Origin of the sequence: Ammoniphilus sp. CFH 90114, from assembly GCF_004123195.1 — a bacterium.
GTDB lineage: Bacteria > Bacillota > Bacilli > Aneurinibacillales > RAOX-1 > YIM-78166.
In genome coordinates, this window is record NZ_SDLI01000001.1 from 194,531 (window position 1) to 221,331 (window position 26,801).

The 26,801-nt window shown below is 42.1% G+C and carries 33 protein-coding genes; 28 read left to right on the plus strand and 5 right to left on the minus strand.

Going from position 1 to position 26,801, the window contains the following annotated elements:
- Window positions 1-10 precede the first annotated feature (10 nt).
- From prmA to deoC, 5 genes are all read left to right on the plus strand, one after another.
- Window positions 11-949, plus strand: a complete 939-nt coding sequence (prmA, locus tag EIZ39_RS00970; RefSeq protein WP_129197886.1) for a 50S ribosomal protein L11 methyltransferase — start codon at window positions 11-13, stop codon at window positions 947-949.
- 16 nt (window positions 950-965) lie between these two features.
- Complete coding sequence (locus tag EIZ39_RS00975) at window positions 966-1,718, plus strand: 16S rRNA (uracil(1498)-N(3))-methyltransferase (RefSeq protein ID WP_129196503.1); 753 nt, start codon at window positions 966-968, stop codon at window positions 1,716-1,718.
- 4 nt (window positions 1,719-1,722) lie between these two features.
- Window positions 1,723-3,063 (plus strand): tRNA (N(6)-L-threonylcarbamoyladenosine(37)-C(2))-methylthiotransferase MtaB, encoded by a 1,341-nt coding sequence (gene mtaB / locus EIZ39_RS00980; protein ID WP_129196505.1) that lies wholly within the window; start codon window positions 1,723-1,725, stop codon window positions 3,061-3,063.
- Between the two features lie 149 nt (window positions 3,064-3,212).
- Complete coding sequence (locus tag EIZ39_RS00985) at window positions 3,213-3,653, plus strand: NUDIX hydrolase (RefSeq protein WP_129196507.1); 441 nt, start codon at window positions 3,213-3,215, stop codon at window positions 3,651-3,653.
- The gene (deoC, locus tag EIZ39_RS00990; RefSeq protein WP_129196509.1) at window positions 3,650-4,321 is read left to right on the plus strand and encodes a deoxyribose-phosphate aldolase; all 672 of its coding nucleotides are present in this window, start codon (window positions 3,650-3,652) and stop codon (window positions 4,319-4,321) included. The genes EIZ39_RS00985 and deoC overlap by 4 nt, the downstream gene beginning before the upstream one ends.
- 71 nt (window positions 4,322-4,392) lie before the next feature.
- On the opposite strand, the gene EIZ39_RS00995 is transcribed toward deoC, so the two are convergent.
- Complete coding sequence (locus tag EIZ39_RS00995) at window positions 4,393-5,322, minus strand: Na/Pi cotransporter family protein (RefSeq protein WP_129196511.1); 930 nt, start codon at window positions 5,320-5,322, stop codon at window positions 4,393-4,395.
- A gap of 132 nt (window positions 5,323-5,454) precedes the next feature.
- Here EIZ39_RS00995 and EIZ39_RS01000 point away from each other — a divergent pair, with 132 nt between their 5' ends.
- From EIZ39_RS01000 to EIZ39_RS26315, 3 genes are all read left to right on the plus strand, one after another.
- A complete protein-coding gene (locus tag EIZ39_RS01000; protein ID WP_129196513.1) occupies window positions 5,455-6,810 on the plus strand; it encodes a class I SAM-dependent rRNA methyltransferase in 1,356 nt (451 codons plus the stop codon).
- 88 nt (window positions 6,811-6,898) lie between these two features.
- Window positions 6,899-7,360: a divergent PAP2 family protein gene (locus tag EIZ39_RS01005; RefSeq protein WP_129196515.1), complete on the plus strand. Its 462-nt coding sequence runs from the start codon at window positions 6,899-6,901 to the stop codon at window positions 7,358-7,360.
- Window positions 7,361-7,473: 113 nt separating this feature from the next.
- Window positions 7,474-7,620, plus strand: coding sequence for a hypothetical protein (locus tag EIZ39_RS26315; RefSeq protein WP_164984832.1), 147 nt, complete (start codon window positions 7,474-7,476; stop codon window positions 7,618-7,620).
- A 64-nt stretch (window positions 7,621-7,684) separates the two neighbouring features.
- Here the strand turns inward: EIZ39_RS26315 and EIZ39_RS01010 are convergent, their stop codons facing one another.
- Complete coding sequence (locus EIZ39_RS01010; RefSeq protein ID WP_129196517.1) at window positions 7,685-7,882, minus strand: DUF378 domain-containing protein; 198 nt, start codon at window positions 7,880-7,882, stop codon at window positions 7,685-7,687.
- 102 nt (window positions 7,883-7,984) lie between these two features.
- Between EIZ39_RS01010 and EIZ39_RS01015 the strand changes: the two genes are divergently transcribed.
- On the plus strand, window positions 7,985-8,575 hold the full coding sequence (locus EIZ39_RS01015; protein WP_129196519.1) for a 5' nucleotidase, NT5C type: 591 nt from the start codon (window positions 7,985-7,987) through the stop codon (window positions 8,573-8,575).
- Here EIZ39_RS01015 and EIZ39_RS01020 read toward each other — a convergent pair.
- Window positions 8,544-8,924, minus strand: coding sequence for a LysM peptidoglycan-binding domain-containing protein (locus EIZ39_RS01020; protein ID WP_129196521.1), 381 nt, complete (start codon window positions 8,922-8,924; stop codon window positions 8,544-8,546). The genes EIZ39_RS01015 and EIZ39_RS01020 overlap by 32 nt on opposite strands.
- A 196-nt stretch (window positions 8,925-9,120) precedes the next feature.
- On the opposite strand from EIZ39_RS01020, the gene EIZ39_RS01025 reads away from it, so the two are divergent.
- Entirely contained in the window at window positions 9,121-10,194 is a 1,074-nt protein-coding gene (locus tag EIZ39_RS01025; RefSeq protein ID WP_129196522.1) for a D-alanine--D-alanine ligase, read from the plus strand.
- Between the two features lie 98 nt (window positions 10,195-10,292).
- On the opposite strand, the gene EIZ39_RS01030 is transcribed toward EIZ39_RS01025, so the two are convergent.
- Window positions 10,293-11,657 (minus strand): UDP-N-acetylmuramoyl-tripeptide--D-alanyl-D-alanine ligase, encoded by a 1,365-nt coding sequence (locus EIZ39_RS01030; protein WP_164984833.1) that lies wholly within the window; start codon window positions 11,655-11,657, stop codon window positions 10,293-10,295.
- 164 nt (window positions 11,658-11,821) lie between these two features.
- Between EIZ39_RS01030 and EIZ39_RS01035 the strand changes: the two genes are divergently transcribed.
- The 18 genes from EIZ39_RS01035 (at window position 11,822) to EIZ39_RS01120 (ending at window position 25,008) form a co-directional block, all read left to right on the plus strand.
- Window positions 11,822-12,139 carry a histidine triad nucleotide-binding protein gene (locus EIZ39_RS01035; RefSeq protein ID WP_483296011.1) on the plus strand — a complete coding sequence of 106 codons (318 nt, stop codon included), beginning with the start codon at window positions 11,822-11,824 and terminating at the stop codon, window positions 12,137-12,139.
- Between the two features lie 110 nt (window positions 12,140-12,249).
- Window positions 12,250-12,423: a 30S ribosomal protein S21 gene (gene rpsU, locus EIZ39_RS01040; RefSeq protein WP_129196526.1), complete on the plus strand. Its 174-nt coding sequence runs from the start codon at window positions 12,250-12,252 to the stop codon at window positions 12,421-12,423.
- A 40-nt stretch (window positions 12,424-12,463) separates the two neighbouring features.
- Window positions 12,464-12,910, plus strand: coding sequence for a GatB/YqeY domain-containing protein (locus EIZ39_RS01045; protein WP_129196527.1), 447 nt, complete (start codon window positions 12,464-12,466; stop codon window positions 12,908-12,910).
- Between the two features lie 244 nt (window positions 12,911-13,154).
- Window positions 13,155-14,489 (plus strand): NfeD family protein, encoded by a 1,335-nt coding sequence (locus tag EIZ39_RS01050; RefSeq protein WP_129196528.1) that lies wholly within the window; start codon window positions 13,155-13,157, stop codon window positions 14,487-14,489.
- Window positions 14,490-14,501: 12 nt separating this feature from the next.
- Window positions 14,502-15,500 carry a flotillin-like protein FloA gene (gene floA / locus EIZ39_RS01055; protein ID WP_129196529.1) on the plus strand — a complete coding sequence of 333 codons (999 nt, stop codon included), beginning with the start codon at window positions 14,502-14,504 and terminating at the stop codon, window positions 15,498-15,500.
- Between the two features lie 8 nt (window positions 15,501-15,508).
- Entirely contained in the window at window positions 15,509-15,922 is a 414-nt protein-coding gene (locus EIZ39_RS01060) for a hypothetical protein (protein ID WP_129196530.1), read from the plus strand.
- Between the two features lie 217 nt (window positions 15,923-16,139).
- Entirely contained in the window at window positions 16,140-16,421 is a 282-nt protein-coding gene (gene yqfC, locus EIZ39_RS01065) for a sporulation protein YqfC (RefSeq protein WP_129196531.1), read from the plus strand.
- 11 nt (window positions 16,422-16,432) lie between these two features.
- On the plus strand, window positions 16,433-17,629 hold the full coding sequence (gene yqfD / locus EIZ39_RS01070) for a sporulation protein YqfD (RefSeq protein ID WP_129196532.1): 1,197 nt from the start codon (window positions 16,433-16,435) through the stop codon (window positions 17,627-17,629).
- A gap of 4 nt (window positions 17,630-17,633) precedes the next feature.
- Complete coding sequence (locus EIZ39_RS01075) at window positions 17,634-18,614, plus strand: PhoH family protein (RefSeq protein WP_129196533.1); 981 nt, start codon at window positions 17,634-17,636, stop codon at window positions 18,612-18,614.
- Window positions 18,615-18,659: 45 nt separating this feature from the next.
- Complete coding sequence (locus EIZ39_RS01080; protein ID WP_164984834.1) at window positions 18,660-20,855, plus strand: HD family phosphohydrolase; 2,196 nt, start codon at window positions 18,660-18,662, stop codon at window positions 20,853-20,855.
- Entirely contained in the window at window positions 20,852-21,283 is a 432-nt protein-coding gene (ybeY, locus tag EIZ39_RS01085) for an rRNA maturation RNase YbeY (protein WP_129196535.1), read from the plus strand. Before EIZ39_RS01080 ends, ybeY begins: the two co-directional genes overlap by 4 nt.
- A gap of 18 nt (window positions 21,284-21,301) precedes the next feature.
- Complete coding sequence (locus EIZ39_RS01090) at window positions 21,302-21,673, plus strand: diacylglycerol kinase (RefSeq protein ID WP_129196536.1); 372 nt, start codon at window positions 21,302-21,304, stop codon at window positions 21,671-21,673.
- 11 nt (window positions 21,674-21,684) lie between these two features.
- Entirely contained in the window at window positions 21,685-22,116 is a 432-nt protein-coding gene (cdd, locus tag EIZ39_RS01095; RefSeq protein ID WP_129196537.1) for a cytidine deaminase, read from the plus strand.
- Window positions 22,109-23,011, plus strand: coding sequence for a GTPase Era (gene era, locus EIZ39_RS01100; protein ID WP_129196538.1), 903 nt, complete (start codon window positions 22,109-22,111; stop codon window positions 23,009-23,011). Before cdd ends, era begins: the two co-directional genes overlap by 8 nt.
- A 162-nt stretch (window positions 23,012-23,173) precedes the next feature.
- Window positions 23,174-23,314: a YqzL family protein gene (locus EIZ39_RS01105; protein ID WP_129196539.1), complete on the plus strand. Its 141-nt coding sequence runs from the start codon at window positions 23,174-23,176 to the stop codon at window positions 23,312-23,314.
- A gap of 34 nt (window positions 23,315-23,348) precedes the next feature.
- Complete coding sequence (gene recO / locus EIZ39_RS01110) at window positions 23,349-24,134, plus strand: DNA repair protein RecO (protein WP_164984836.1); 786 nt, start codon at window positions 23,349-23,351, stop codon at window positions 24,132-24,134.
- A complete protein-coding gene (locus EIZ39_RS01115; RefSeq protein ID WP_129196541.1) occupies window positions 24,118-24,426 on the plus strand; it encodes a DUF4342 domain-containing protein in 309 nt (102 codons plus the stop codon). Before recO ends, EIZ39_RS01115 begins: the two co-directional genes overlap by 17 nt.
- A gap of 303 nt (window positions 24,427-24,729) precedes the next feature.
- Window positions 24,730-25,008 (plus strand): HPr family phosphocarrier protein, encoded by a 279-nt coding sequence (locus EIZ39_RS01120; protein ID WP_129196542.1) that lies wholly within the window; start codon window positions 24,730-24,732, stop codon window positions 25,006-25,008.
- Between the two features lie 8 nt (window positions 25,009-25,016).
- Here EIZ39_RS01120 and ade read toward each other — a convergent pair whose 3' ends face one another.
- Window positions 25,017-26,762 (minus strand): adenine deaminase, encoded by a 1,746-nt coding sequence (gene ade, locus EIZ39_RS01125; protein WP_129196543.1) that lies wholly within the window; start codon window positions 26,760-26,762, stop codon window positions 25,017-25,019.
- Window positions 26,763-26,801 lie beyond the last annotated feature (39 nt).

Below are 26,801 nucleotides of genomic sequence, written 5' to 3' on the forward strand. Positions count from 1 at the left end.
AATGAGCAATATGAAATGGTCGGAAATCAGTATTCATACAACGCAAGAGGCTGTAGAAGCCGTGTCTAACATCCTTCACGAGGCAGGAGCAAGCGGGGTCGTCATCGAAGATCCAGAAATGTTGCATAGGGAATGGGATGTATCTTATGGTGAAATTTATCAGCTCTCTCCGAATGATTATCCTGAAGAAGGAGTTATTGTCAAAGCATATCTCCCAATCAATGGACACATCGCGGAAACCGTCGAGGAAATTAAGCAGAGAGTACAAAGCCTAGAGGCTTATGATATTCCGATTGGGCGAGCGGAAATAACTTTAGCTGAAGTCCATGAAGAAGAATGGGCTATAGCATGGAAAAAGTATTACAAGCCAGTAAGAATTTCTGAACGAATTACCATAACCCCTACTTGGGAAGATTATACTCCGGCATCGGAGGAAGAACTGATTATTGAGTTGGATCCGGGAATGGCCTTTGGAACAGGTACGCATCCGACAACTGTCTTATGTATCAGAGCTCTAGAGAAATATCTTCAATCAGGGGATGAAGTCATTGATGTCGGATGTGGTTCAGGTATTCTAAGTATTGCCGCAGCCAAACTTGGGGCAAAATCCGTTTTAGCTATGGATTTGGATGAAGTTGCAGTAAAATCCACCTTTCTCAACTCGGAATTAAATCAAGTTGAGGGCAAAATAAACATCAAGCAAAATAATCTTCTTGAAGGCATCTCCACTCCAGTGGACTTGATTGTATCCAATATTTTAGCTGAGATTATTGTGCGCTTTGTGGATGATGCCTACTCCCTGCTCCCATTAGAAGGGATGTTTATCACTTCGGGAATTATAGGTCAGAAGGAACAAGAGGTAAGGGAAGCATTGATTCAAGCGGGCTTTGATGTTATTGAAGTTCAAGAGCTTGAGGATTGGGTTTCCATTGTTGCGAAAAAAAAGTAGATTGAGGGATTAAGCCATGCAGAGGTATTTCGTCGACCAGAAAAATGTAGCCCCAGATAGACAAGAAATCATCATTGTGGGTGATGATGTTGCCCATATTACAAAAGTAATGAGGTCGACTGTCGGAACTAGGTTCATTTGTTGCGATGAACAAGGCTCCTGCTATGTCTGTAAGGTCGAGGGCATGGAGAAAGACAAAGTAATCTGCCGTATGGAAGAACAACTCCTAGAGAGCAGAGAACTTCCTATCAAGATTACGATCGCACAGGGATTGCCCAAAGGAGATAAAATGGAGATGGTGATCCAGAAAGGGACGGAATTAGGAGCCCATGTTTTCGTTCCCTTCACCTCTTCACGAACTGTGGTTCAATTAGATGCTAAGAAAGAACAGAAAAGAGTAGAGCGCTGGTCTAAAATTGCTAAGGAAGCCGCTGAGCAATCCCATCGGCAATTTGTTCCAAGCATACAGCCGCTTCATTCCTGGAAACAGTTGCTGAACCTAGCGAAGGAGTATGACGTTGCCCTTTTGGCCTATGAGAATGAACAAGCAGGGACGCTTCACGAAGCTTTTGGCAGGCTTCAAGCTGGATCGAGAGTTCTACTGGCCATCGGACCAGAAGGTGGCTTCTCCGAGTTAGAGGTAAGGGAAGCTATGGAATATGGTTTTCTGTCGGTATCACTCGGAAAGAGAATATTACGTACAGAAACCGCTGCTCTTTATGGGCTTTCCTGTATCTCGTATTACTATGAACAGTTGGGAGGTAGGTAAATTCATGCCTACTGTTGCCTTTCAAACACTTGGCTGTAAGGTGAATCATTATGAAACAGAAGCCATTTGGCAAATTTTTAAGCAAGGTGGATATGACCAGGTTCCTTATGAAGAGGACTCTGATGTCTATGTCATTAATACTTGTACGGTTACGAATACAGGAGATAAGAAAAGCCGGCAGGTGATTCGTCGTGCAGTTCGGCGAAATCCGGAAGCTATTGTCGTGGTAACGGGATGTTATGCCCAAACCTCTCCTGCTGAAGTGGCTAATATCCCTGGTGTCGACATTGTCCTCGGGACGCAGGGGAGAGAGCAGCTCTTAAGCTTGATTGAGGAATATCGAAGTCACCGAGAGCCAATTAATGCGGTTAAAAATATCATGAAAACTCGCCAATTTGAAGAATTGGAGGTTCCTGATTTTACAGACCGCACTCGGGCGTCTCTTAAAATACAAGAAGGTTGTAACAACTTTTGTACCTTTTGCATCATTCCTTGGGCACGAGGGCTCATGCGAAGCCGTGATCCGGAAAATGTTCTTGAACAAGCCCGGAAACTTGTGGCTGGAGGATATAAAGAAATCGTCCTTACAGGCATTCATACCGGCGGGTATGGGGAAGACCTGGAACACTACAACCTGGCTAAGCTTCTTCGTGATCTGGATCAGGTTGAGGGACTTCAACGAATCCGCATAAGCTCCATTGAAGCAAGTCAAATTACGGACGAAGTTATAGATGTGCTAAGGTCCTCCGATAAGATGTGTCGACATCTTCATATTCCTTTGCAGGCTGGGGATGACCAAGTCTTAAAGCGCATGCGCCGAAAATATACGGTAGAAGAGTACCGGAAAAAGATCGAGCAAATCCGTGAAGCTATGCCGGGAGTAGCGATTACGACGGATGTAATCGTAGGGTTTCCAGGTGAGACGAGAGAGTTGTTCGAGAACGGATATCAATTTATTCAGGACATTCAATTTGCAGAGATGCACGTCTTTCCTTACTCCAAGAGGACGGGAACCCCTGCTGCGAAGTTTGAGCATCAGATCCCTGAGGAAATAAAAAATGAGCGTGTACAAAGACTTATACAGCTGTCTAACCATTTCTCTTTAGAATATTCCAAGCAATTTATTGGTGATGTATTGGATATTATTCCCGAAAGTGCTTATTCAGATGATTCCGGAGAGCAAAATTTATTTTATGGCTACTCTGATAACTACCTGAAGGTTATATTTAAAGGTACCCCAGATTTAATTGGGAAGATGGTAAGGATTCGATTAGATGAACCTGGTGTTGAGTTCTGTAAAGGAACTTTTCTGCGTGAGCTAGACCTTGCCGCGTTAACATCATAATGAAGTAAATGAGGATATCTGGTGAATGAAGCCAGATATCCTTTTTTGATCTTCTAGAAGAAACTTTTTTTCTTTAGGAATAAAGGTTAAAATAAAAGAAATCTTGTAGGATGAACCATCTAACAGATCGGTTTAGAAAAGGGTGATGGATGTTGAAGGAGATATCTGCCGGCGGGGTCGTGTTTCGCAGACGAGGTGAGCAATTAGATTTACTCATTATAGAAGACAGGTATATGAAGATTTCTCTTCCTAAGGGAAAGCAAGAACCTGGGGAGACTATGGAACAAACTGCATTAAGGGAAGTAAAGGAAGAAACAGGAATAGATGGTCGGGTAGTGGAGCCTCTAGAAGTGATCTATTATCAGTATTATCATCCACAGATCGGTCCGATTAATAAAGAAGTTCACTACTATTTGGTTGAAGCGTTGGGTGGTGAATTAACCCCACAAATCGAGGAGATCAACAAGGTTACGTGGATGGAACCAGATAGGGCTTGGGCTGTCCAGATGTCCTCAGGTTATGAAAACAATCATTCCGTTATGGACAAGGCGTTCACCTTATTAAATCTAAAAAAGGGGAATTTATCATGAAACCATTGAATGAGTATATAGATCACACGTTGCTAAAACCTGAAGTAACAAGAGAGCAAATTATCCAGCTCTGCCAAGAAGCGAAGGAGCATAAGTTTGCAGCGGTTTGTGTGAACCCTGTATGGGTGGGTCTGTGCGGGGAACAATTAGCTGGTACAAAAGTTCAAGTGGCAACAGTTGTTGGTTTTCCATTAGGGGCTAATACTTCGGAAGTAAAGGCTTATGAAACAAAGCAAGCAGTAGAACAAGGGGCGACTGAGATCGATATGGTTTTGAATGTAGGTGCCCTTAAATCTCAGGATCTTGAATGGGTGAAGAATGACGTTGCGGCTGTTGTAGATGCGGCAAAGGGTAAAGCGATTGTTAAAGTTATCCTAGAGACCGGCTTACTTACAGAAGAAGAGATTGCTCAAGCCTCGCGTCTATCTGTAGAAGCGGGTGCTCACTTTGTGAAGACGTCGACAGGGTTTGGGCCAGGTGGCGCTACAGTTCCTCATATTAAGCTGATGCGGAGTATTGTGGGGCCTGAAATTGGAGTAAAGGCATCTGGGGGTGTTAGGGATTATGAGACGGCGAAGGCGATGATTGAAGCGGGAGCCACTCGTATTGGTGCTAGTGCCGGGATTGCTATTGTTACAGGGGAAAAAGGGTCAACTGAGGGTTATTAAATACCTATCTAGCAGGCTTAAAAAGGCTTTTGCGCAGTGGAGTCACGTGGCAAAAGCCTTTCTTTTTATGCTTACTTCTTCTCGGGAATAAGGTACTCAATAAATTTTGCAAATAATGAAGCAAATGGTAATACAACAAAGGAACAAACGACATTAAAAATGGTCTGAGCATGGGCAACTTGAGCAGGAGGGTGGGCTGTCAGGGTGGTGCTGATGAGAGCAAGAAACCCAATTAGTGGGATAAATGCAATCACTCCAGCCACATTTAAAATAATATGACTCCATGCTACTCGGATTGAAGCCGTATTCCCGCCTATGGAGGCAATGAGTGCCGTCATACAGGTACCGATATTGCTGCCAAGCACAATGGCAATAGCCATGGTTAAAGGGATGAGATGATCTCCCATGAAGTTCATCGTAATAGCTGTTGTAGCCGAACTGCTCTGGATGGCAGCGGTTATAACAGTTCCAATAAGGATACCAATAACACTGCTTTCTGATCCCCACATGACCATATCGCGAAATATTCCCGTTTCTCGAATGGGGTGAACAATATCCTGCATCGCATCCATCCCTAAAAAAATGCATCCAAATCCTGCTAATGCAAGCCCTGTGCATCGAAGAATGTGATGAGGCAGAAACCAGAAAAAGGCACCTATTAAAAAAATGGGGACAGCATACTCATAGATGTCTAAGGCAATAATTTGGGTTGTAACCGTTGTACCGATATTACTACCCAAGATAATTCCAATGGTCTGTGAAAACGTTAGTAAACGGGCATTGGTGAGTCCGATGGTGATGACGGTTACGGCACTGCTGCTTTGAAGGAGCATTGTAATGATGGTTCCGGTAATAAAGCTATGTACAGGGGTCTTGGTAAAACGGGTTAGAACATCTTTTAATTTGTGGGCTGCAAGGTTATTAAGTCCGAGTTTCATAATCTGCATGCCAAACATAAAGAGGGAGATTCCAACAGCAAATGGGATGATAATCTCTTTCATGGTTCAGCTCCTATTTGGGATAATTCTATAGGGAAATAGTTCATGATAATTATAGGTATGTTGGGATGTAGACAGGCATGACAAGCTTTTCTTGTCTGATCAGGCAAATGAGGATGGAAAGGAACATTACTAATGGCTAAAGTTTATTTGGCAAGCAATAGAAAGAAACGTTTAGAGAAGGGGCATCCTTGGATTTTTCAGTCCGAGGTGGCAACCATTGAAGGGGATTTTAATCCGGGAGATGTCGTGGAGGTCTGCAATCAAAAAGGTCATTTCCTAGCTAAAGGATATATCAATCCACAGTCTCAGATCGTTGTCAGGGTTCTTACATATGACCCAAATGAAGAGATAGACTTATTGTTTTTTCAAGATCGGATCAAATCCGCCGTATCTTATCGACGTCGTTTCCTAGGAGATATTGAGTCCTATCGCGCGATTTATGGTGAGGCGGATTTCCTTCCTGGTTTAGTAGTAGATAAATTTAAAGATATCTTAGTTGTTCAGATTCTGTCTTTAGGAATGGAGCTTAGAAAAGATTGGATAAAACAAGCTCTTCTAGATGTTTTCAAGCCTAAGGGAATTTATCTTCGGAATGACGTGCCTGTCCGAGAGTTAGAAGGGCTCAATCAGGAAAAAGGGTTTTGGCACGGAGAGTTTGAAACGGATGTAGAAATAATTGAAAATGATTTAAAGTATATCATTGATGTGAAGGAAGGGCAGAAAACGGGCTTCTTCTTTGATCAAAGAGAGAATCGGGCAGCGATTGCTCCCCTGATGAAAGGATGGGGAGCACGAAGTGGAATTCATTTAACTCCAGTGGATCAAATCGAAGCTTATGATCCAGATAATCCAAAATTTACGCAATCCATTTCGCAACAAATGGACAACCATGGACAGCCGAAGTGGTTGCCTGTTAATAAAAACGGTAAGGTGGTGGAATACCCTTACTGGGATGGGGCAACAGTACTAGAATGTTTTGCCCATACAGGATCCTTTACTCTTAATGCTTGTAAACATGGAGCTAAGAAGGTGACATGTTTAGATATTTCGGATCATGCTATTCAGACAGCAAGAAAGAATATAGAATTAAATGGCTTTGAGGATCGTGTGGAGTTTGTCGTTGCCAATGCATTTGATTATTTACGGGAGCAAGTCTCTGAAGGTCGAACATGGGATGTTGTGATCTTAGATCCTCCTGCTTTTGCTAAATCTCGTGGAGCTGTTAAATCGGCCTGCAGAGGATATAAAGATATTAATTTACATGGATTAAAGCTCGTCAATGATGGGGGGTTCTTAGTCACAGCATCTTGCTCCTATCACATGTCTCCAGAGTTATTTCGTGAGACCATTGAAGAGGCTGCCTTTGATGCTAAGAAATTTCTTCGGCTTGTTCATTGGTCAGGTGCAGGAAAGGATCATCCAGAAATTTTGGGAGTTAATGAGGGTCATTACTTAAAATTTGCTATCTTTGAAGTTCACTCCAAATAAAGGACGTGTAGACTTTGTATAAGAGCCTCTTCTGGATTCTCGTATTGGTTCTAGCCATGCGGGAAGGATAATAAGGGAGGTGACAACGATGAGTCGAGCGATCACCACAGCGGTCTCGAGTATCATGTTAGCACAGGGTCTTAAGATTCCATTTGAGTACCTTCAAACGGGCAAGTGGAACGTGAAGACGGCCGTAACTCCAGGGGGAATGCCAAGCTCCCATTCTGCAGGAGTCTCGTCGCTGGCTACTTATATTGGGCTAAAAAAAGGTTTTACATCCATTGACTTTTCAATAGCAACACTTTTAGGATTGATTGTGATGTATGATGCCGCTGGCGTGAGGTATCACGCTGGACAAACTGCCATTGCTGTTAATGGATTAAAAGAGTCCGTTGAGAAGCTATCTGAAAGCCATCCCGAAATAGCTCCTTATCACAACAGGGAAAAAGAATTAAAGGAAAGATTAGGTCATTTACCCTCGGAAGTGGCAGCAGGTGCCTTATTTGGTATAGCGATGGGTGCGCTTAGCTTTTTGTTTTCAAAAAGGTAGAATCTTACATGACAAAAAAAGCGCTATTCTGACAACGGCTTATGACACCTTTCTATAGCAGTCCTGTGTTAAGTTTAAGATAGGACAAGCTGGTAGAGAGGTGAAAAGTGATCATGCCTGAACAAGAAACTGCAAAGATTAGCGAAGTGAAGATTGGAAACTATAAGAAAACGTTAATTGATGTTCATCAATGGCAGATTGCTGCAAGATCAAAAAAATCACCTGCGATTCGATTCTTGAGTTGGCTGTTTGGTAATTAGGAAACTTTAAAAATAAAGAAAGGACTTCCGAGGAAGTCCTTTCTTTATTTTTACTTTTAGGTTGTTACCTTTGAACAGCTCGTTCACGGAAGAGTAGGGACAGACAATAGATCCCTGCTAAACCTACAAGAGTGTACACGGTACGGCTAATCCAGCTAGACTCCCCACCAAATAGGGCAGCAACAAGATCCCATTGAAATAAACCAACGAGGAGCCAATTGAGCGCTCCGACAATTACTAATATAAGAGCTAAACGGTCCATTATATCCCTCCATTCATATTTTACGTTTTTAGGTTACCCTACGTATCCCAGGTTTATCCGCAATAACATAGTATAGAAATAAATGGAAGAGGGGGGGAACAGATGCGAATAGGAGTTGATATAGATAACGTTATTCTTAATATAAGTCCTCTTCTTGAGAAGAGGGTACAAGAACAGTTTGGACCAGAATGGAACTTTTGGAACATATACCGAAAATACCGATTAGCGGATTCCATGTGTTTATCTTTTTGGGATGAAGTGAGATTTTGGAAAAAATATGGCTTAGAAATTGCTGTTGATTCTAGTCCCCTTCCGTTTTGCAGGAAATCGTTGAAATGGCTGAAACAGCAAGGGATAAAAATCTATTTAATAACGGCTCGACCTAACATCATGAAGCCGGCAACAATTGCATGGCTAAGGAAACATCGAATTCCCTATGACGATATCTTTTTTGGATCAACCAATAAAGGAAAGTTATGTAAAGAATTAGGTGTTCATGTTATGGTGGAAGATTCAGATAAGAATATTAAGAACCTAGTGAAACATGGGATTTTAACTGTGGCTATGCCTTACCCTTACAATGCAAATCTTAGACATAGGAATTTAGTTCATCTTGGTGACTGGAGATATATCGCTCAGTTCATTTGGCAGTTAAAACAAATTAGGGCAGCTTCAGCATTTGCCCTGGCTTAATAGCATCTTTAACCATCTGATTTATTCTTTTTATTTCGTTAATCTTCGCGACAGGATTTTCATTTGGAAAGTGGGTAACTGCAATTTTCCACAAGGTATCACCATCTTTTACTGTATATAGTCGCATGAATGAAGGGCTATCTGTTTTGGTGGCGGTGGTTTGCCCTGCTCCATTCCCCAATTGAGCAGGGAGATGCTGGACTCTCTTTTTAACAATCCAATGGAAGCAACTAAATATAAGAAAGAGAATAAGTAATAGCTTCAGTAAAGTAAGTAAGTGTTCCCACTCTGGTCCTTGATCTTCTTTATGAACGCTCTTGCCTTTTAGTTTTTTTAAAATAACAGCCATAGTACATCCCTCCTCTAATAAATTCTATGCAGAGAGGAGGGAGAACTTGTCCATAACATAAAGGGGAATTGCCGCTTATGGTAAATCAGAAAGAGATCAGGTATAGTACATATAGTTAACTACATATTAGTAACCAATTGCCTATAGAATTGGTATCATAACATGAGAATAATGATTTATCTAGGGAGGCTTCCTGATGGAACAAAAGATGAAAATTGGTATCATATATGGTGGTAAATCCAGTGAACATGAGGTATCGCTTAGTACGGCGAAAGCGATTATGAATGCTATAGATCGAGCTCAATTCAACATTATTCCATATTATATTCAGCTTAATGGGACCTGGGTTAAGGGACAAGAACCCGAGGGTGAGATTGAGTCTGTGGAACAATTGCGATTAAGTGGAACTCCAGAGCAACAGCCTAACGTCCTTCGTCTAAAGGAAGAGATTGATATCGCCTTCCCTGTCATTCATGGTCCTTACGGAGAAGACGGAACGCTTCAGGGGCTATTGGAGATGGCCGACGTGCCTTACGTGGGGACGGGTGTTCTTGGATCTTCCCTTGGGATGGATAAAGTAGCCATGAAAAATGTATTTGGAGAAATCGGGATTCCTCAGTGTAAGTATTTATCCTTTCTTCGTGCCCAACTAGAACAGGGGATGTTTGAAGTGGTTTCTCAAATTGAAGAGTCCCTTGGTTATCCTTGCTTTGTTAAGCCAGCTAACATGGGTTCAAGTGTCGGGATATCAAAAGCTAAGAACCGTGAATCGTTATTAGAAGCCCTTCAATTGGCAGCACGCTTCGACCGCAAGATTATTGTGGAGGAGTTCGTTTCAGGGAGAGAGTTGGAGATCGGAGTACTAGGAAATGACGAGTTAAAAACATCTGTCATAGGAGAAATTGTTTCTGTGAATGAGTTCTATGACTATGAAGCCAAATATAAAAATACAGGAACCAAGCTTCATATTCCTGCTCATATCCCTGATTATGTGAAGACTCAAATCGAGGAAATGGGAAAGAAGGCGTTTCATGGAGTCGATGCAACAGGTTTGAGTAGAATCGACTTTTTCTGGGATGAGAAAAATGACAAAGTACTTATCAATGAGATCAATACTATGCCCGGTTTTACACCTTTTAGTATGTACCCAATGCTCTTTCAAGCGGCAGGGATATCTTATGGCGAGTTGATTCATACCTTGGTTCAACTAGGCTTCGAACGATATGATGACCGCCATGGGAATGCGGTAGCAGCGGAAAAGCTAAATTAGAAATCAATCCCCTTATTTAATTAATGTGATGCTCCCATAAATAAAGGGTGATCCCAAGACGCGGTGTAATTGACCTGCCTATAGGGACACCCTTCATTTTATTTAAAAGCCATCAAGTCCTGAATGACTTCCTCTAACATCATACCTCTAGATGCTTTAAATAGTAACGCATGTTGTCGGTCCATAAAGGTCATTAAGAATGGAGCTACTTCATCCTTGTTGCTAAAGTGTCTGGTTGGCACTTGGGCACTCTCCCCTATATGGCGAGCCTGATCGCCAACCGTAACCACGTAATCAACTGACTCACGAAGACCTTTTATGAAACTTCCTACTTCCTTATGATAATCCGTGCTTCCTTCCCCTAACTCATACATGTCGCCTAGTACAAGCACTTTTTTATATTGAGGGAGGATCCCACTAAAGGTCTGAATAGAGCTCATCATGGAGGTAGGACTGGCATTATAAGCATCGTTGATAACAAGGGCGTTCTCTACTTCCTGTACAAGCTCAAATCGCATAGGAGAAATGGCTAGAGTGGATAAGGAATCCCGGATCTCCTCAAGTGAGTAGCCGTAACGATAGGCAATGAAAATAGCGGGTAAGGTATTAGCTACGTTATAAGTACCGAACATGGGAATCTCCATCTGTTGGCTTTTACCATCTACATGAACCGTATAGGAAGTTCCTCGATCTGTAGTAATGATTGAAGTAGCATAGATGTCTGACTCTTGTTCAATGCTGTAGAAGTAATTTTTACCTGGATTCAGATAGCTAATGTCCCTAACGTAAGAGTTATCGCCATTCAAGATGGCAAAACCGTGGGGAGAGGTATGCGGGAGAAGTTCCCCTTTTGCTTTCGCAATATTTTCCCTCGAACCTAGGTGCTCTATATGGGCGTCAGTAACATTCACAATAACACTTACTTCTGGCTTGCTGATAGAGGCTAAGTAATCAATCTCCCCTGCGTGATTCATCCCCATTTCTAATACGGCCATCTGGTGGTCAGGTTGAATTTGAAGAAGGGAGAGGGGAACGCCAAGATGATTGTTAAAATTTTTATAGGTTTTATAGATGTTTTTCTTGTAACTCAGGATATGGGCAATCATATCTTTTGTGGTGGTTTTTCCGTTGCTGCCCGTTACCGCGATGATGGGGAGGTTTAAACGCTGACGATAGAACTTTGCAATCTTTCCGAACGCTAATTGAGTATCCTCCACTAGAACATAAACTAACCCGCTATCCATATCCATGTAGGTTTCATCAGATATAAGTGCTGCGACTGCTCCCTTAGATTTAGCTTCGGCCAGGAATAGGTGTCCATCTCTATTTCCGCCTGTGAGGGCAATATACATGCCTCCAGGTCCGACCTGACGAGTATCAAAGTGAAAGGAGTGGACAGGCAACGAGGGTAATCCGATCCATTTGCCTTCTGCGGCCTGACCTATTTCTTGTAGAGTAAGCATAAAACTCCTCCTTCTTAATTGTCCGTTAGATAAGCATACTGATGTAATGCTATCACTAAGACAGGGATCACAGCAACTATTGGATAGGGATCCTTGACTTAAATCTCTAAAAAACGGTACATTGAAAGGAACGAAAATCATGAGGAGGCATCTGAAAAATGGACATGAACTGTTTGTTCTGTAAGATCTTAGACAAGCAAATTCCAGCAAAAATTGAATATGAAGACGATAACGTGATGGTGTTCCACGATATTAACCCTAAAGCACCTGTTCATCTATTGATTATCCCTAAGAAACATATTGCTACTATGATGGATGTTACGGAAGAAGATTTATCTATAATCTCATACATACATAAGATAGCCCAAGAGCAGTATCACAAGTTAGGGTTAAAGGGAATGCGCCTAATCAATAACTGTGGAGAAAAGGGCGGACAAGAAGTTTTCCACCTCCATTACCACCTTTTAGGATGGACAGAATAAGTTAAAATAAAATGTTCATGTTGACCAGGGTGGTACATCTATAATATAATATGCTTTGACAGTCTGAATAAGATTGTTTTTAATGGTTAATGCGGAGGGAGGGAAAAGCAATGTCTGAAGTTCGCGTACGTAAAAACGAATCTCTTGATGCCGCTCTTCGTCGTTTTAAACGTGAAACAGGTAAGGCGGGTATTCTAGCTGAAGTGAAGAAGCGCAGACACTACGAAAAGCCTAGCATTAAGCGTAAGAAGAAGTCTGAAGCTGCTCGTAAGCGCAAGTTCTAAATTTTTGAAATTTAAGTTTAAAGTAGGATAGGGTGACGAAATGAGTCTACTTGATAAACTTAACGATGAACTAAAGCAAGCCATGAAAGATAAGGATAAGCTCAAACTCTCCGTCATCCGCATGGTGAAGTCTTCAATTAAAAATGAAGAAATTAACCAACAAGGTAAAGAGCTTACCGAAGATCAGGTGCTTACTCTAGTGAATCGTGAGTTGAAGCAGAGACGCGATTCCCTCCAAGAATTTGAAAATGCAGGCCGAGAAGATCTGGCTGAGCAAACTCGCGCTGAAATCGAAGTACTACTTACTTATTTGCCGACTCAATTAACGGAAGAAGAGATCCGTCAAATTGTACAAGAGTCTGTAGAGCAAGTTGGAGCTACATCGAAGAAGGACCTTGGAAAGGTTATGGGAGCCATCATGCCTAAGGTTAAAGGCAAAGCTGATGGGAACCTCGTGAACAAAATTGTTCAGGAACTGCTTCCTTAGAACATACAAACACCTTATGCGTTGAGCATAAGGTGTTTTTGTGTTTTTCACTAAAATTTATAGATTTCTTACCCGTTGAAACTTTTTCCAGTTAAGTACCGTATTACTACTAAGTCCAGAGGAACAGGAAGCTTTGGTTCTCTCGCTTGCAATAAAATCATTTGGGTGAGAATCCTTGGTCTCATGGTAGGAGAAAATGAATACAGGAACACATATTATTAAAGGAAGGAGGGAGGTAACAGAAATGGTTTTGTTTAAGAATTTTAGACTGGTAATGTGTGCTTTGACACTTATCCTTGGTATACTTGGAGCATTTTCATCCCTAACAAGTTCTGAGTCTGGCAAGTTAGTCTATGTCATTCCTGTTAAGCAAGGCGTAGAACAAGGGCTTCATAAGTTTCTTGTGAGGGCCTTTGAGGAAGCGAAAACCAATGAGGCAGATGCTATTTTTTTAGAGATTGATACACCAGGTGGTGAAGTTCAAGCTGCAGGAGAAATTGGGAAGCTTATTCGTAATCAAGAAGTGCCAATCTACGCCTTTATAGTCGATGAAGCTTTTTCTGCAGGTACATACATAGCCTTGAATGCCGATAAGATTATTATGACCCCAGGAAGTGCTATGGGTTCTGCAGCTCCTATTGATTTGGCAGGAAATATGGCTGAAGAGAAATTTGTCTCAGCATGGACGAAGAAGATGAGAAGCGCTGCCGAAATGAATGGCAGGGATCCGTTGATCGCAGAAGCAATGGTTAATCCGGAACTTGAGATCGAGGGTGTGACAGAAGCGGGAAAGATCCTATCTCTAGCACCTGCCTTGGCTAAGGAAGTAGGATATGCTGATTACCTAGCGCAGAATCTAGAGGATGCCTTTGTACAGACCGAATTCGAGGGACCAGCCGTTATTCGTCTTGAACCTAATATGGGGGAAAGAGTCGCTAGATGGGTTACAAGCCCCTATATTATCCCTATTTTACTCACTGTCGGGTTAGCAGGAATCGTAATAGAGTTGTTGGTCCCAGGCTTCGGACTCCCAGGGATTCTCGGTCTATCAGCTTTCTCGCTATACTTCTTTGGTCACTATATAGCGGGATTTGCTGACTGGCTCCATATTGTCTTGTTTATTGTAGGAATTATTTTGTTGCTCATTGAAGTGGTTGTTCCGGGCTTTGGTATTTTTGGAGGGCTAGGAATTTTGTCCATTCTTGGGGGGATTGTAATGGCCGCTTATGACCCTATGTTTGGATCCTTCTCTCTCGGGATTGCTTTTATTGTGACCATTGTTATCTCGTTTATTGTCATTAAGTATTTCGGTCATCGTGGAGTTTGGAATAAGTTCATTTTGCGAGAGCAGCAAAAGAATGAGCAAGGCTATATAGCCCCGAAGGATTGGAAACAATTTTTAAACAAAGAAGGAGTCGCTGTAACCACCTTAAGACCGTCTGGAACAGCTGAGATTAATGGGGAAATAATCGATGTCGTTTCTGAAGGCGGCTTTATTGAAAAAGGAAAAACCATCAAGGTAATCCGGGTGGAAGGCACGCGTGTCGTCGTTCGTGAAAACAAAACAAATATGTCCTAAGGAGATGGTCAAATGGATGCTTCAATTTTATCCCTTTTTCTAACGATTGCGTTGGCTGTAATCGTATTATCAGTCTTTTTTACCTTTGTTCCGGTCATGCTCTGGATTTCTGCCTTGGCCTCGGGAGTACCGATCGGAATCATTACTTTAGTGGGAATGAGATTACGTCGAGTCATTCCTTCGCGTATTGTGAATCCCTTAATTAAGGCCAGAAAAGCGGGGTTGGATGTAACCTCTAACCAGCTGGAAAGTCACTTCTTGGCTGGAGGAAATGTTGATAGGGTGATAGATGCTCTTATTGCAGCCGAGAGAGCAAACATTGACCTTATGTTTGAGAGAGCAGCGGCCATTGATCTGGCCGGGCGTGACGTATTAGAAGCCGTTCAGATGAGTGTTAACCCGAAGGTCATTGAAACTCCATTCGTATCTGCTGTGGCAAGGGATGGGATTGAGCTAAAAGTTAAGGCAAGAGTTACGGTTCGTGCTAATATTGATCGTTTAGTCGGTGGTGCTGGAGAAGAGACAATTATCGCACGTGTTGGGGAAGGGATTGTTACTTCCGTCGGTTCGTCCAACAGCCATAAAGAAGTGTTAGAAAACCCTGACCGCATCTCCCGTACTGTCTTAGAGAAGGGTCTTGACGCTGGAACCGCTTTTGAGATCCTTTCCATTGATATTGCGGATGTTGATGTCGGTAGAAACATTGGAGCCAACCTGCAAATTGAACAGGCTGAGGCAGATAAGCAAATCTCTCAAGCGAAAGCGGAAGAGCGTAGAGCGATGGCTGTTGCGCATGAGCAAGAGATGAAGGCCAAAGTACAAGAGATGCAGGCCAAGGTAGTAGAGGCTGAAGCACAGGTTCCTCAAGCTATGGCCGAAGCACTTAAGCATGGAAAACTAGGTGTAATGGATTATCTTAATATGCAGAACATTGATGCGGATACGGAAATGAGACAATCCTTTGGTCAGCAAACAGGAAAAATCAATTCTAAAGATCCTGATTCGAAATAGGTGAAGTCATGATTGGCTGGCTGATTGATCTTATTTTTTCTAACCTTTGGCTCGTCTTTATCCTCTTTTGGGTCTTCCGATCTTTTTCTAGAGGTGTAAAACAGGGAATGGAGGATGAGCCTTCTAAAAGGCAGCCTGCCCCTGTGGATTTCCCTTGGGAGAACGAGCGGGGTCCCATCGTCGTAAAACGCTATCCGCCAGTAGAGCGCCCTATAGAGGTGCGAGAAGAGCGGCAGGCAACGGAAGAAAGGATAGAACCTCCTACTCCGCACAAGGAACGAGTCACAAGAACTGAGCCTAAGAGAGTTCAACAGCAGGAAATGCCGACTCAGTTACCTCCTGCCGTTCAAGGAATGCTCTGGAGTCAGATTTTTGGACCGCCTAGAGCCAAGGCTCCGCATTCTATTAGGAAAAGAATTTAAATTACTTTTATTTGAGGGTACTTAAGAAGCCGCTACTAAGCGACTTATTGAGTATCCTCTTTTTTGTCATGAAAGGAAAGGCAGAATGCGCTTCTTTTGCCCTCATAAATGCTGCATTGTGAGCATACATCTACAGTAGTAGAGTTTGCCTAATCATTTCCCAAATAGAAAAATACATAATTTATGATCCACTTGAGAAAGGGGGAACGGAGGCCGGATGAAAAATCTTTGGGGTAGACAACTTCGAAAATTTGCAGCAAGAATGCTCGACCTGCCTGCCGATGTAACCATGGAGATGCCAAGGATAACCATGATAGGGCAAATCCATATGTACATAGAGAATCATCGCGGAGTTCTTCTTTTTAATGATAAGGAGCTCCGCTTACTTTTAACAAAAGGGCAGTTGCTTGTAAAAGGGGAGAAATTGGTCATTCGTGCGATCCTTTCGGAAGAAGTCCTCATAGAGGGAAAGGTAGATGGAGTTCAATTTATTGAGTAGGGGGATAGGAGATGCAGCATCAATGGTTAAAATGGTTTAATGGATACTTAGTCATTATCCTCAATGGCAGAAGAATCGAACGGCTGATTAATTTAGCCGTCCAAAAAGGCATGCAGGTCTGGAACATAACCCGCTATGATGATCAGCGGGGTAAAATAGCGATACGCTTGGAAGATTTTTTTCGGTTAAAACCATTGCTAAAAGAGACGGGATGCCGCATGAGAATTATGAGTAGGCATGGGTTTCCTTTCTTTTTGACGAGAGTGAAAGACAGATATGCTTTCTTTGGTGGATTCGTTCTCTTTATTACTATGCTGTTTCTTCTATCTCGCATCATCTGGTCCGTTGAGGTCATCGGGAATGAAAAAATTTCAGATTATGAAGTGTTGCAGATTGCGCAAAAAGTGGGGATTGAAGAAGGAAAGTTTAGTTTCATGTTGGACGACCCTGACAAGATTCAGGTTAGACTCATGGAGCAGCTTCCTGAAGCATCCTGGGTCGGGTTTCAAGTTAAGGGAACAAAAGCCCAAATTCGAATCGTTGAAAAGGTCATACCTGACAGCAAGGAAGTCTTAACCCCTAGGCACTTAGTGGCTACGAAATCGGCAGTCATTCATAAGGTTTTTGCTGAACAGGGAAAGCCTCTTGTGCGTCCTGATGATTTTGTCCGAAAAGGAGATATTCTTGTTTCAGGTTTAATAGGTAAAGAGGATAGCCCAACCGCTGTTGCTGCGAAAGGCATAGTAGAGGGAGAGGTATGGTATGAAACAGAGGTCGTTATCCCGCTAAACCAAAAGCAGTCTGTTTATGTAGGTGATAAACACCGAAATATATATTTAGTTTGGGGAGAAAAACAATTGAAGATTTGGGGCTTTAAAGAACTACCTTTTACTGAGTATGAGGTAAAAGAAGAAAAACGAGTCCTCCGACTACGTGAAAAAACATATCCTTTTGGTTGGAAAGTGGAGGATCTCTTTTCTGTAGAAGTCCTGGAGAGTAAATTAAATGAGGCACAAGTACTTGAGATTGCGAAGAAAACAGCAAAGGACGATATTCTTACTAAGATGGGAAATGGTGGGTATATTAAAGAGGAAAAAGTTTTGCACCAGAAGCAAGAGAATGATAAAGTTTATATAAAGATGCACATAGTAGCAATAGAGGACATTGCGATAGAACAACCGATCACATTAGAAGGTGAAGGAGATTGAGATTTTGCCAGTAAAAGAAGAAACCATTAAAGTTCAGTTGAAAGATACAACAACAGCGATTGCTTTATTTGGACCGCAGGATGCCTTTCTCAAGAAAATCGAACAATCATTTCAAACCAAGATCACGGCAAGGAGTGATGAAGTAACGATTGTTGGTCAAGAACAGGAAGTTCAAGTGGTCCAACAGCTGATGCAGGTGTTAGCTCTTTTAATAGATAAAGGGATGCAGCTCTCGGAACGAGATGTTGCCTATGCCATTGATTTGGCCAAGCGTGGCTCGGTTGATGAGCTGCTTGAGCTCTTTGACGAACAGATTGCTCAATCAGCGAAAGGCAAGCCGATCAGAGTTAAGACATTAGGACAGCGACATTATATCGCCTCGATTAGGAAGCATGATATTGTATTTGGAATTGGACCGGCTGGTACAGGTAAGACCTATCTTGCGGTTGTGATGGCTGTCGTTGCTCTTAAGGGAGGATTAGTTAAGAAGATTGTATTAACTCGTCCTGCTGTTGAGGCGGGAGAGAATCTTGGTTTCCTGCCGGGAGATCTACAGGAAAAGGTCGACCCTTATCTCAGACCTCTGTATGATGCCCTTAATGATGTTTTAGGTATGGAAGCTGTTAATCGTTTAATGGAACGTGGGACTATTGAGGTTGCTCCACTGGCTTATATGCGCGGGCGGACTTTAGATGATTCTTTCGTTATTCTAGACGAAGCACAAAATACAACACCCGAGCAAATGAAAATGTTCTTAACCAGATTAGGCTTCGGTTCGAAGATGGTGATTACGGGAGATGTAACCCAAATTGATTTGCCTAGAGGGAAGAAGTCAGGGTTAAGAGAAGCCGAGCGAATACTCTCTAAAGTGCCTGGCATCTCCTTTGTTTATATGAGTGAAGCTGATGTGGTTCGTCACCCCCTTGTTCATAAGATCATTGTTGCCTATGCTGGGACTGAAGGAGACAACCAACCCTCAACATAACCTTTCCCTAAGATGCAGGGAAGAGGACAAAAGGAGCTGCTAAACATGAAAAAAGGGTTACTCCAGGGAACATGGCGTATCCCGGAGACATGGAGAACAAGCCTGATTGTCCGGATGATTCTTTTTTTCTTACTGGCTCTAGGGATTTATTTTTTACTGTTGGAGCACGTCATTCCTAAGACCTATGATTTGAAAGAGAATACCATCAGTAATGTCAAAATTACAGCCCCGATGGAAGTGGAAGACATAGAATCCACCCAAAAGCTGCGCGAAGAGGCCATAATATCGATAAAGCCGATATACGTCCTTGATGAAAGGATCCTTAAGAACCAACTTAAAGTTCTAGATCAAATTTTTCGCAGCGTAGCAGAGGTAAGATTACAGCAAGACAAGATCGAACAGTCCATCAAGAACAGGATGGAAGCAACCGAAGGCCAGAATATAGAACCAAGTCCTTCCCTGGAGTGGGAAGGCGAAGTGCCCACTCTAGAAGATTGGATTGCCCAATTAAAGGACAATATCCCCTATCAGTTATCGGATGAGACCTACCGTATTCTCTTAAGACAATCACCAGAATCCTTGGCTATTATTAAGACGATTTCACGCAATATCGTATCCTCGATCATGCTTGAAGGTGTAAGAATGGCTGGGGAATCCCAGATCCTCGAGAGAGTGGATCAACATCTGGCTACAACGGAATTAGAAAGCAGAGCCTTGCAAGCCGTTAGGGAATTGGTTCTAGCAAGCCTTGTGCCTAATGTTGTATTTGATGAGCAGGCTACAGAGCAAGCCAAGGATAAAGCAGTCAAAGCGGTTAAGCCTATTCTGATTCATAAAGGGGATATATTAGTTGGAGAAGGCGAATACATTACAGAGGAAATATACAGAAAGTTAGGCGTAGCGGGTCTGCTCACGCATAACCCTAATTATTTCCCTTATTTCGGTCTATTGCTTCTCGTTATCCTATGCATGATCTTCTTCTATTTATATATTAGAGAGAGTAAGCTAGATTTAAAAATGGACAATCAACATCTCACGATGTTTGTAACAATTGTCTTGCTTAATCTCATGACGATGAAGATTGTTAGCTTAGGACAAGCTTTAGAGTATACATTTATTGGATTTTTGGCTCCGGTTTCCTTCGGCAGTATGCTGATTACATTGTTTCTTGATCAACGGTTGGCCATGTTTGCAGGGGTCTTGTTCTCGGTTTGTGCAAGTATTATTTTTAACTTTGACAGTACGTATTTGTTTGACTATCGCTACGGTTTTGTTGCTCTAGCTGGATGTCTTGCGGCAGTGTATGCTCTAGGGAAGCCGACAATGAGAAGAAATATCCTTCTAGCAGGTACGGTTGTGATTATTACCAATATTGTATCAATTACATCTGTTTACATGTTGTTTTATTCCGTGAAGTGGTCCGATTTACTGCAGCTTTATGGATTTGCTGTCATTAGCGGGTTACTAGCATCCGTATTAACGATGGGACTGATTCCATTCTTTGAGTCTGCCTTTGGGATTTTGTCTACGATGAAGTTAATCGAACTTTCTAACCCCAACCATCCCTTGCTGCGTAAGCTGCTTATGGAAACTCCAGGTACTTATCATCATAGTATTATGGTGGCGAACCTTTCTGAGGCGGCTTCAGAAGCTATAGGAGCGAATGGACTTCTTGCTAGAGTAGGGGCTTATTATCATGATGTAGGGAAGATGAAGAGACCGCAATTTTTTATCGAGAACCAGATGGGAAGAGAGAACCCCCATGAGAAAATTGCTCCGAGCTTGAGTAGAACTATCATTATTGCTCATCCTTATGACGGAGTGAAGATGCTTCAGGAATACAAGTTGCCTAAGCTTATTCAAGACATTGCAGAACAGCATCATGGAACGACCTTACTAAAGTATTTTTATCATAAGGCTATGCAGGAATCTGAGAATTCTATTCTAGAATCGGAGTACCGTTATCCGGGTCCGAAAGCACAATTTAAGGAATCGGCGATTGTGGGTATTTGTGATAGTGTAGAAGCGGCTGTTCGCTCCTTATCCAAACCTACTCCTGAACGTGTTGAGACCCTAGTGCGAAAGATTGTAAAGGATCGATTAGATGATGGTCAATTTAATGAGTGTGATCTTACCTTTCAAGAGTTGGAGCTCATTACACGCAGTATCTGTGAAACCTTGCAAGGGATTTTCCACAATCGAATTGAATACCCTGATGAATCGGATGTGAAGCGCGCTTGAGACTTAATGTTGAATTCATAAATGAGCAGAATGAGCCCCTTGCTCAAGAGCTGCTGGATATGCTTGTAAGCCTGTTAGAGAAAGCAGCCGAGGTGGAAGCTATTCAAGATAAGGAGCTGGCTATTACATTCGTTGATAATGCTCAGATCCAGGAGTTGAATAAACAGTTTCGTGAAAAGGACAAGCCAACCGATGTACTCTCCTTTCCACTAGAAGAGGAAGATGCACTCGGAGATATCATTATTTCCATTCCAAAAGTTAGAGAGCAGGCTGAAGATTACAATCACTCCTTCGAACGAGAATTAGGATTTCTTACAGTACATGGTTTCCTGCATCTTAATGGCTATGATCACGAAACTGAGGAAGAAGAAAAGGAAATGTTTGAACGCCAGGAGCGCATCTTGAAAGAATTCGGATTAACCCGCTGAGGTAAGGTGAAGAGAGAGATGGGCGAAATGGGACGCTTGGTTCGTAGCTTCGGCTATGCCATAGAAGGTATTATTTATACAATTAAGACACAGCGAAACATGCAGATCCATGTAGGAGTCGCCATTATGGTGCTGTTAGCCAGCTGGCTGCTGAACATCTCATGGGACCATGTTTTGCTGGTCTTTTTTTCTATTTTTTTAGTCCTCATCTTAGAAATGGTAAATACAGCAGTGGAGGCAACAGTCGATCTAGTAACCCCAGAGTACCATCCTCTGGCGAAAGTGGCTAAAGACGTGGCAGCTGGGGCTGTGTTACTCGCGGCCATATTGTCTCTCATTGTCGGATGTTATGTATTTGGGGGTCCGCTGTTACAAGTATTACATATTTAAAGGTAAAGAAAATGGATAATAGATCAAAGAGGAGGAAAAAAATGACAAATGATCAATTATTAATGCAAAAAGCTCGGGAAGCGATGGATTTAGCCTATGTTCCTTATTCTAAGTTTCAAGTTGGGGCTGCCTTGTTATCGGAGGATGGAGAATTGTTCCTTGGAGGAAATATAGAGAATGCTGCCTACAGCCTATGCAATTGTGCAGAAAGAACGGCTTTATTTAAGGCGTTTTCAGAAGGGAAGAGAAAATATAAAAAGATGGCTGTTATAGCCGATACTCCAGGCCCTTGTTCTCCTTGTGGAGCATGTCGCCAGGTCTTAGCAGAATTATGCCCCCCTCATATGGAGGTTATTATGGGCAATCTAAAAGGAGATATTCTAATAAAAACTGTCGCTGAGCTTCTCCCCGGCGCATTTAGTCAGGAGGATTTACATGAATAAAACGGGTTTTAAGTCAGGCTTTGTAGCGATTATTGGAAGGCCAAATGTCGGTAAGTCAACATTGATGAATCAAGTGGTGGGACAAAAGATTGCGATTATGTCTGATAAACCACAGACAACGAGAAATAAAATACGAGCCGTTTATACGGGAGACAAAGGACAAATTATCTTTATGGATACCCCAGGAATTCATAAACCTAAGTCCAAGCTTGGTGAATATATGAATACTTCTGTAGAAGCAGCACTCAAGGAAGTTGATCTTATTCTTTTCCTTGTAGACGCGTCGGAGAAGTTAGGACCAGGCGATCGGTTTATTATCGAAAAACTAAATGAAGTAAAGACACCTGTCTTTCTTATCATTAATAAGATCGATAAGGTCCATCCTGAGACCCTTCTTCCCTTTATTGAAGAGTATCGAAGTCTTTATCCATTTAAAGAGATCATTCCGGTTTCTGCACTCCAGGGGAATAATGTAAACACGTTAATGGAGCAGATGATTGAATTGCTCCCGCAGGGCCCCCAATACTACCCAACGGATCAGGTGACAGATCATCCTGAGCGATTCATCATTGAGGAGCTGATTCGAGAGAAGGTGCTTCATTTAACGCGGGAAGAAGTCCCACATTCTGTTGCTGTCGCTATTGAGCATATGGAGCGTAAGGAAGACAGTAACGCAGTATACATTTATGCTGGAATCTATGCTGAAAAGGAATCGCAAAAAGGGATTCTAGTCGGTAAACAAGGTTCTATGCTTAAAGAGATCGGAAAACGTGCAAGGCATGATATTGAGAGGCTTCTAGGTACCAGAATTTATCTTGAGCTTCGGGTAAAGGTAAAGAAGGATTGGCGCAATCAGGACCGTCTGCTTCGAGACTTTGGCTTTCAAATGGAATAATGGCAAAATTTCCTAGGCATATGATTTGGGAATAGGGTCAATCTAATCTTATAGAGAAAACTAGGTAAACTTATCTTTTCCTAGATGTCTTGTGCCCTGTGATTAAGATTCTTATCAGGACCTGAATCTAAGTCAACTTCTCCCGAAAGGATGATACGGAGCATGCAAAATATTTCTTGGAACTTATTTAGTGCAACAGGAAACATTGATGCTTATCTTCTCTACAAAGATTATCAGCGCGTTCAATTTGATGGAGAGGATGAGACGGAATTATCCATAGCTTCGGAGGAATTAGAAGGGTAGAGGTTAGTTTTGACCCCGAAATGGGGGCATTACGTTGTTAGGGAAGACCGAGGGAATTATACTGCGAACCCATGATTATGGGGAAGGAAATAAAATTTTATCTGTTTTCACACAAGACATGGGCAAGGTGGGAATGATGGCACAAGGCGCGCGAAAAACCAAAAGCAGATTTGCTGCGGTTTCACAGCCATTCACCCATGCCCTTTTCTTATTTCACGTTGGTTCAGGTTTAGCTTCCTTGAACCAAGCTGACTTAATTCAATCTTTTCCCAAGATCAGAGGAGATTTATATCGGACGGCATATACAAGTTATATTCTTGAGTTAACGGACAAACTAACAGAGGAGCGCCAAAAGTATTCGGGCTTGTATAATCTGTTATTAGAATCCCTGAAGCAAATGGAAAGTGGAAAGGATAGCGAGATTATTGCAAGGATTTTTGAGAGCAAGATCCTTACCGTACATGGTTATAAACCTGTATTTGAGAACTGTGCTTCATGTCGTCAAGGGGAGTCTCCCTGGTTCTTCAGTATTACGGAGGGGGGACTGCTGTGCGATATGTGCAGAAGAAAAGATCCCTATTCGTTTCTTTTGATGGAAGGGATTCCACGGTTGCTTTCCTTATTTCAGAGGATCGATATGAGTCAGTTAGGGAAAATTAGCTTAAAAGCAGAAACGAGACAACAACTTAAAAAGGTCATGTATTTATTTATTGATGAATATCTCGGTATTCGTTTGAAGTCAAGGCAATTCTTAGAGCAACTTGATAAGATGGAGCAGGTACTGCCTAGAAAGGAGAACATAGATGGAGAAAACCCTTAGGTCCGACAGACAACAAGAATGGTTAGATGAACTGCTTCCAGATGAAGAGGACGTCTTTAAGGAGAAATCCCATCTTTATGAAGCTAGAGGAAGAGATGTTTGGGAAGTTGTGAAAGAAATTTTAAGAATGGCTAACGTGGTTAGAGTATCCATATGGCATAAAGAAAAGAACCTTGCTTCTATTCCCATCGTTTATGGTGGATTAATGACGGTAATTTTCCCCTATCTATCCGTTTTCTCTATGATATCCTTGCTTGCTCTGGACTGTAAAATTATTGTAGAAAAGAAATAAATAAAAAAATCTCCTCCTTATTCATTATGGCAGGAGATTTTTTTATTTTGCTTAGCGACTCATTTTGAAGTCAAGTATCAGAAAAGCTAAAATTCAACAAAAAATGCCTATTGTAAGCTAGCCAATTGTTCTTTATAGTAGAGATTATACAAGACATCTATGTGTAAAAAGCACCTATATAATTTCGTCATCTAAATGAAAAATTTATTTAATGGAAAACTCAATCAGATTTGCAGATGGTCAAGAAACGTTTTATCTCACCTTAGCCCATAATGTTTTCTATATTATGTAAGGAGAATAGGGATGAAAAAAGAAGTGAAAATTACACTTGCTTCCCATTGCAGTTCAGAATGTTTAGTTCGTTTTGTCCATGAAGCCAATCGATTCAAAAGCTATATTCTTCTTCATCAGGACGAGTTAGAGATCAACGCAAAAGGGTTATTAGGAATTTTGCACCTACTTAACACCTCTGAAGGTGAGGAATTGATCTTGAGTGCAGAGGGAATGGATGCTGAACAGGCAGTGGCCCATCTAAGTAAAATCTTAAGACAGCCACCTGAGTCCATGAAGGAAGGCGGCTAATTAGCCGCCTAAATTTTCTTATCTTCAATGTTGATGTGAGAGAATGAGGAAAAATCGAATAATCCTAAATCCGTAAGTTTAAGATGTGGTATGACAGGAAGAGCTAGGAAGGACAAAGTCAAGAAGGGATTAAAGGCTTGACTTGCCCCGATCGTTCGCAAGGCTTCGTTTATCAAATGGAGACGATCATAGACTTCTGTATAAGGCCGATCTGTCATTAGCCCTGCAATGGGGAGTGGGAGTGAAGCTATGACTTGGCCATCGCTAACAACAGCTAATCCTCCATGTACCTTTTCAAGATATCGTATAGCGGAAAGCATATCTTCATCATTGACACCTGCACATATCAGGTTATGTGAATCATGAGCGACAGTAGATGCGATGGCGCCTTTCTTCAAGCCTAATCCTTTCACAATGCCTAGACCAATGTTACCTGTTCGGTGGTGCCTCTCAAGTACAGCTAGTTTAAGAAGATCTTTTGTAGTAGAAGATTTAAATAGACCGTGATCTACATCCACTTCTTCAATAAGGTGGTTAGTGATTAAACTATTAGGGATAATTTCAATAACATGGCATTGGTTTGAAGTGAGAGGAATGGCTAAGCATTCATCCGTTATGGTATTCAACTTTACACTTCCGGGCAATTTCGTAGTTGCAGGTGGGTCAGGGAAAGCTGAAGAAACGATATGGTTCGTTTGATACACAAGTTGACCACGTTTATATACATGAGAAATGGATAGTGTTTCAAGGTCATCGAGTAGTACCATATCCGCCTGATATCCTGGTGCAATAGCGCCTAATTGAGACAAACCAAAGCATTCAGCGGCATGGAGGGTTGCCATTTGTATAGCGGTTATGGCAGGGATTCCTTGTTTTATAGCAAGGCGGACATTAAAGTCTATACTGCCTTCATACAGGATGTCATCTAAGTGTTTGTCATCAGTGACAAATAAGCATCTCCTAGCATTGGAGGCGGTTACTGCTGGCAACAACGCTTCGAGATCTCTAGCTACAGATCCTTGTCGTATCATAAGATACATCCCAGCGTCCAGCCGTGCCTTGGCCTCGGAGGCGGTGACACACTCATGGTCCGTCTTTATTCCAGCTGCCATATAAATATTTAACGAGTCACTTGGAATACCTGCAGCATGTCCGTCTATCTTTGCTTGATAACGGTTTGCATCAGCTAATTTATTGAGCATTTCTGGAGAGGTCGACGCAACAGACGGGAAATCCATGACTTCTGCTAAACCTAAGACTCTGGGATGATGATAAAGAGGAGCAAGGTCTTCGGCAGATAGAATTGCACCAGCATTCTCGAATGGAGTGGCAGGGACACAGGAAGGAAGCATATAGAATACATCCAATGGAATACCAACACTGGCATTAAGCATAAAATGAATACCATCTAGACCATGGACATTGGCGATCTCATGAGGATCAGCTATAACCGTCGTTACACCATGAGGAATAACCACTTTTGCAAATTCTTTTGGAGTAACCATAGCTGATTCGATATGAACATGTCCATCAATTAAACCTGGTATCAGATGACGACCTTGGGCATCGATCTCAGTTTTTCCTTCATAATTACCGATTCCAGCGATTACACCATTGGCTATAGCGACATCACCTGTCATCTCCTCGCCGGTAAAGACGTTGATAATGTTTGCGTTTTTAATGACTAGATCAGCTGGAATTTGGTGCCCGGCAACTAGGATTCTGTTTGTTAGTTCTTCTTTCCTTTTATCCAATGGTGATGTACTCCCCTTTCAAAATATAATTTTCACATC

Excerpts from the sequence above, each read along its gene's own strand:
- EIZ39_RS01105 (WP_129196539.1), top strand. The coding sequence starts at position 23,174 with ATGCAAAATATTTCTTGGAACTTATTTAGTGCAACAGGAAACATTGAT.
- EIZ39_RS01010 (WP_129196517.1), bottom strand. The coding sequence starts at position 7,882 with ATGGACCGTTTAGCTCTTATATTAGTAATTGTCGGAGCGCTCAATTGG.
- yqfC (WP_129196531.1), top strand. The coding sequence starts at position 16,140 with ATGAAAAATCTTTGGGGTAGACAACTTCGAAAATTTGCAGCAAGAATG.
- prmA (WP_129197886.1), top strand. The coding sequence starts at position 11 with ATGAAATGGTCGGAAATCAGTATTCATACAACGCAAGAGGCTGTAGAA.
- EIZ39_RS01120 (WP_129196542.1), top strand. The coding sequence starts at position 24,730 with ATGAAAAAAGAAGTGAAAATTACACTTGCTTCCCATTGCAGTTCAGAA.
- era (WP_129196538.1), top strand. The coding sequence starts at position 22,109 with ATGAATAAAACGGGTTTTAAGTCAGGCTTTGTAGCGATTATTGGAAGG.
- yqfD (WP_129196532.1), top strand. The coding sequence starts at position 16,433 with ATGCAGCATCAATGGTTAAAATGGTTTAATGGATACTTAGTCATTATC.
- EIZ39_RS01005 (WP_129196515.1), top strand. The coding sequence starts at position 6,899 with ATGAGTCGAGCGATCACCACAGCGGTCTCGAGTATCATGTTAGCACAG.
- EIZ39_RS01020 (WP_129196521.1), bottom strand. The coding sequence starts at position 8,924 with ATGGCTGTTATTTTAAAAAAACTAAAAGGCAAGAGCGTTCATAAAGAA.
- EIZ39_RS26315 (WP_164984832.1), top strand. The coding sequence starts at position 7,474 with ATGCCTGAACAAGAAACTGCAAAGATTAGCGAAGTGAAGATTGGAAAC.
- deoC (WP_129196509.1), top strand. The coding sequence starts at position 3,650 with ATGAAACCATTGAATGAGTATATAGATCACACGTTGCTAAAACCTGAA.
- EIZ39_RS00985 (WP_129196507.1), top strand. The coding sequence starts at position 3,213 with ATGTTGAAGGAGATATCTGCCGGCGGGGTCGTGTTTCGCAGACGAGGT.
- EIZ39_RS01045 (WP_129196527.1), top strand. The coding sequence starts at position 12,464 with ATGAGTCTACTTGATAAACTTAACGATGAACTAAAGCAAGCCATGAAA.
- EIZ39_RS01090 (WP_129196536.1), top strand. The coding sequence starts at position 21,302 with ATGGGCGAAATGGGACGCTTGGTTCGTAGCTTCGGCTATGCCATAGAA.
- EIZ39_RS01035 (WP_483296011.1), top strand. The coding sequence starts at position 11,822 with ATGAACTGTTTGTTCTGTAAGATCTTAGACAAGCAAATTCCAGCAAAA.
- EIZ39_RS01015 (WP_129196519.1), top strand. The coding sequence starts at position 7,985 with ATGCGAATAGGAGTTGATATAGATAACGTTATTCTTAATATAAGTCCT.
- EIZ39_RS01030 (WP_164984833.1), bottom strand. The coding sequence starts at position 11,657 with ATGCTTACTCTACAAGAAATAGGTCAGGCCGCAGAAGGCAAATGGATC.
- EIZ39_RS01050 (WP_129196528.1), top strand. The coding sequence starts at position 13,155 with ATGGTTTTGTTTAAGAATTTTAGACTGGTAATGTGTGCTTTGACACTT.
- EIZ39_RS00995 (WP_129196511.1), bottom strand. The coding sequence starts at position 5,322 with ATGAAAGAGATTATCATCCCATTTGCTGTTGGAATCTCCCTCTTTATG.
- rpsU (WP_129196526.1), top strand. The coding sequence starts at position 12,250 with ATGTCTGAAGTTCGCGTACGTAAAAACGAATCTCTTGATGCCGCTCTT.
- EIZ39_RS01080 (WP_164984834.1), top strand. The coding sequence starts at position 18,660 with ATGAAAAAAGGGTTACTCCAGGGAACATGGCGTATCCCGGAGACATGG.
- EIZ39_RS00975 (WP_129196503.1), top strand. The coding sequence starts at position 966 with ATGCAGAGGTATTTCGTCGACCAGAAAAATGTAGCCCCAGATAGACAA.
- EIZ39_RS01115 (WP_129196541.1), top strand. The coding sequence starts at position 24,118 with ATGGAGAAAACCCTTAGGTCCGACAGACAACAAGAATGGTTAGATGAA.
- EIZ39_RS01060 (WP_129196530.1), top strand. The coding sequence starts at position 15,509 with ATGATTGGCTGGCTGATTGATCTTATTTTTTCTAACCTTTGGCTCGTC.
- EIZ39_RS01025 (WP_129196522.1), top strand. The coding sequence starts at position 9,121 with ATGGAACAAAAGATGAAAATTGGTATCATATATGGTGGTAAATCCAGT.
- mtaB (WP_129196505.1), top strand. The coding sequence starts at position 1,723 with ATGCCTACTGTTGCCTTTCAAACACTTGGCTGTAAGGTGAATCATTAT.
- cdd (WP_129196537.1), top strand. The coding sequence starts at position 21,685 with ATGGATAATAGATCAAAGAGGAGGAAAAAAATGACAAATGATCAATTA.
- EIZ39_RS01000 (WP_129196513.1), top strand. The coding sequence starts at position 5,455 with ATGGCTAAAGTTTATTTGGCAAGCAATAGAAAGAAACGTTTAGAGAAG.
- floA (WP_129196529.1), top strand. The coding sequence starts at position 14,502 with ATGGATGCTTCAATTTTATCCCTTTTTCTAACGATTGCGTTGGCTGTA.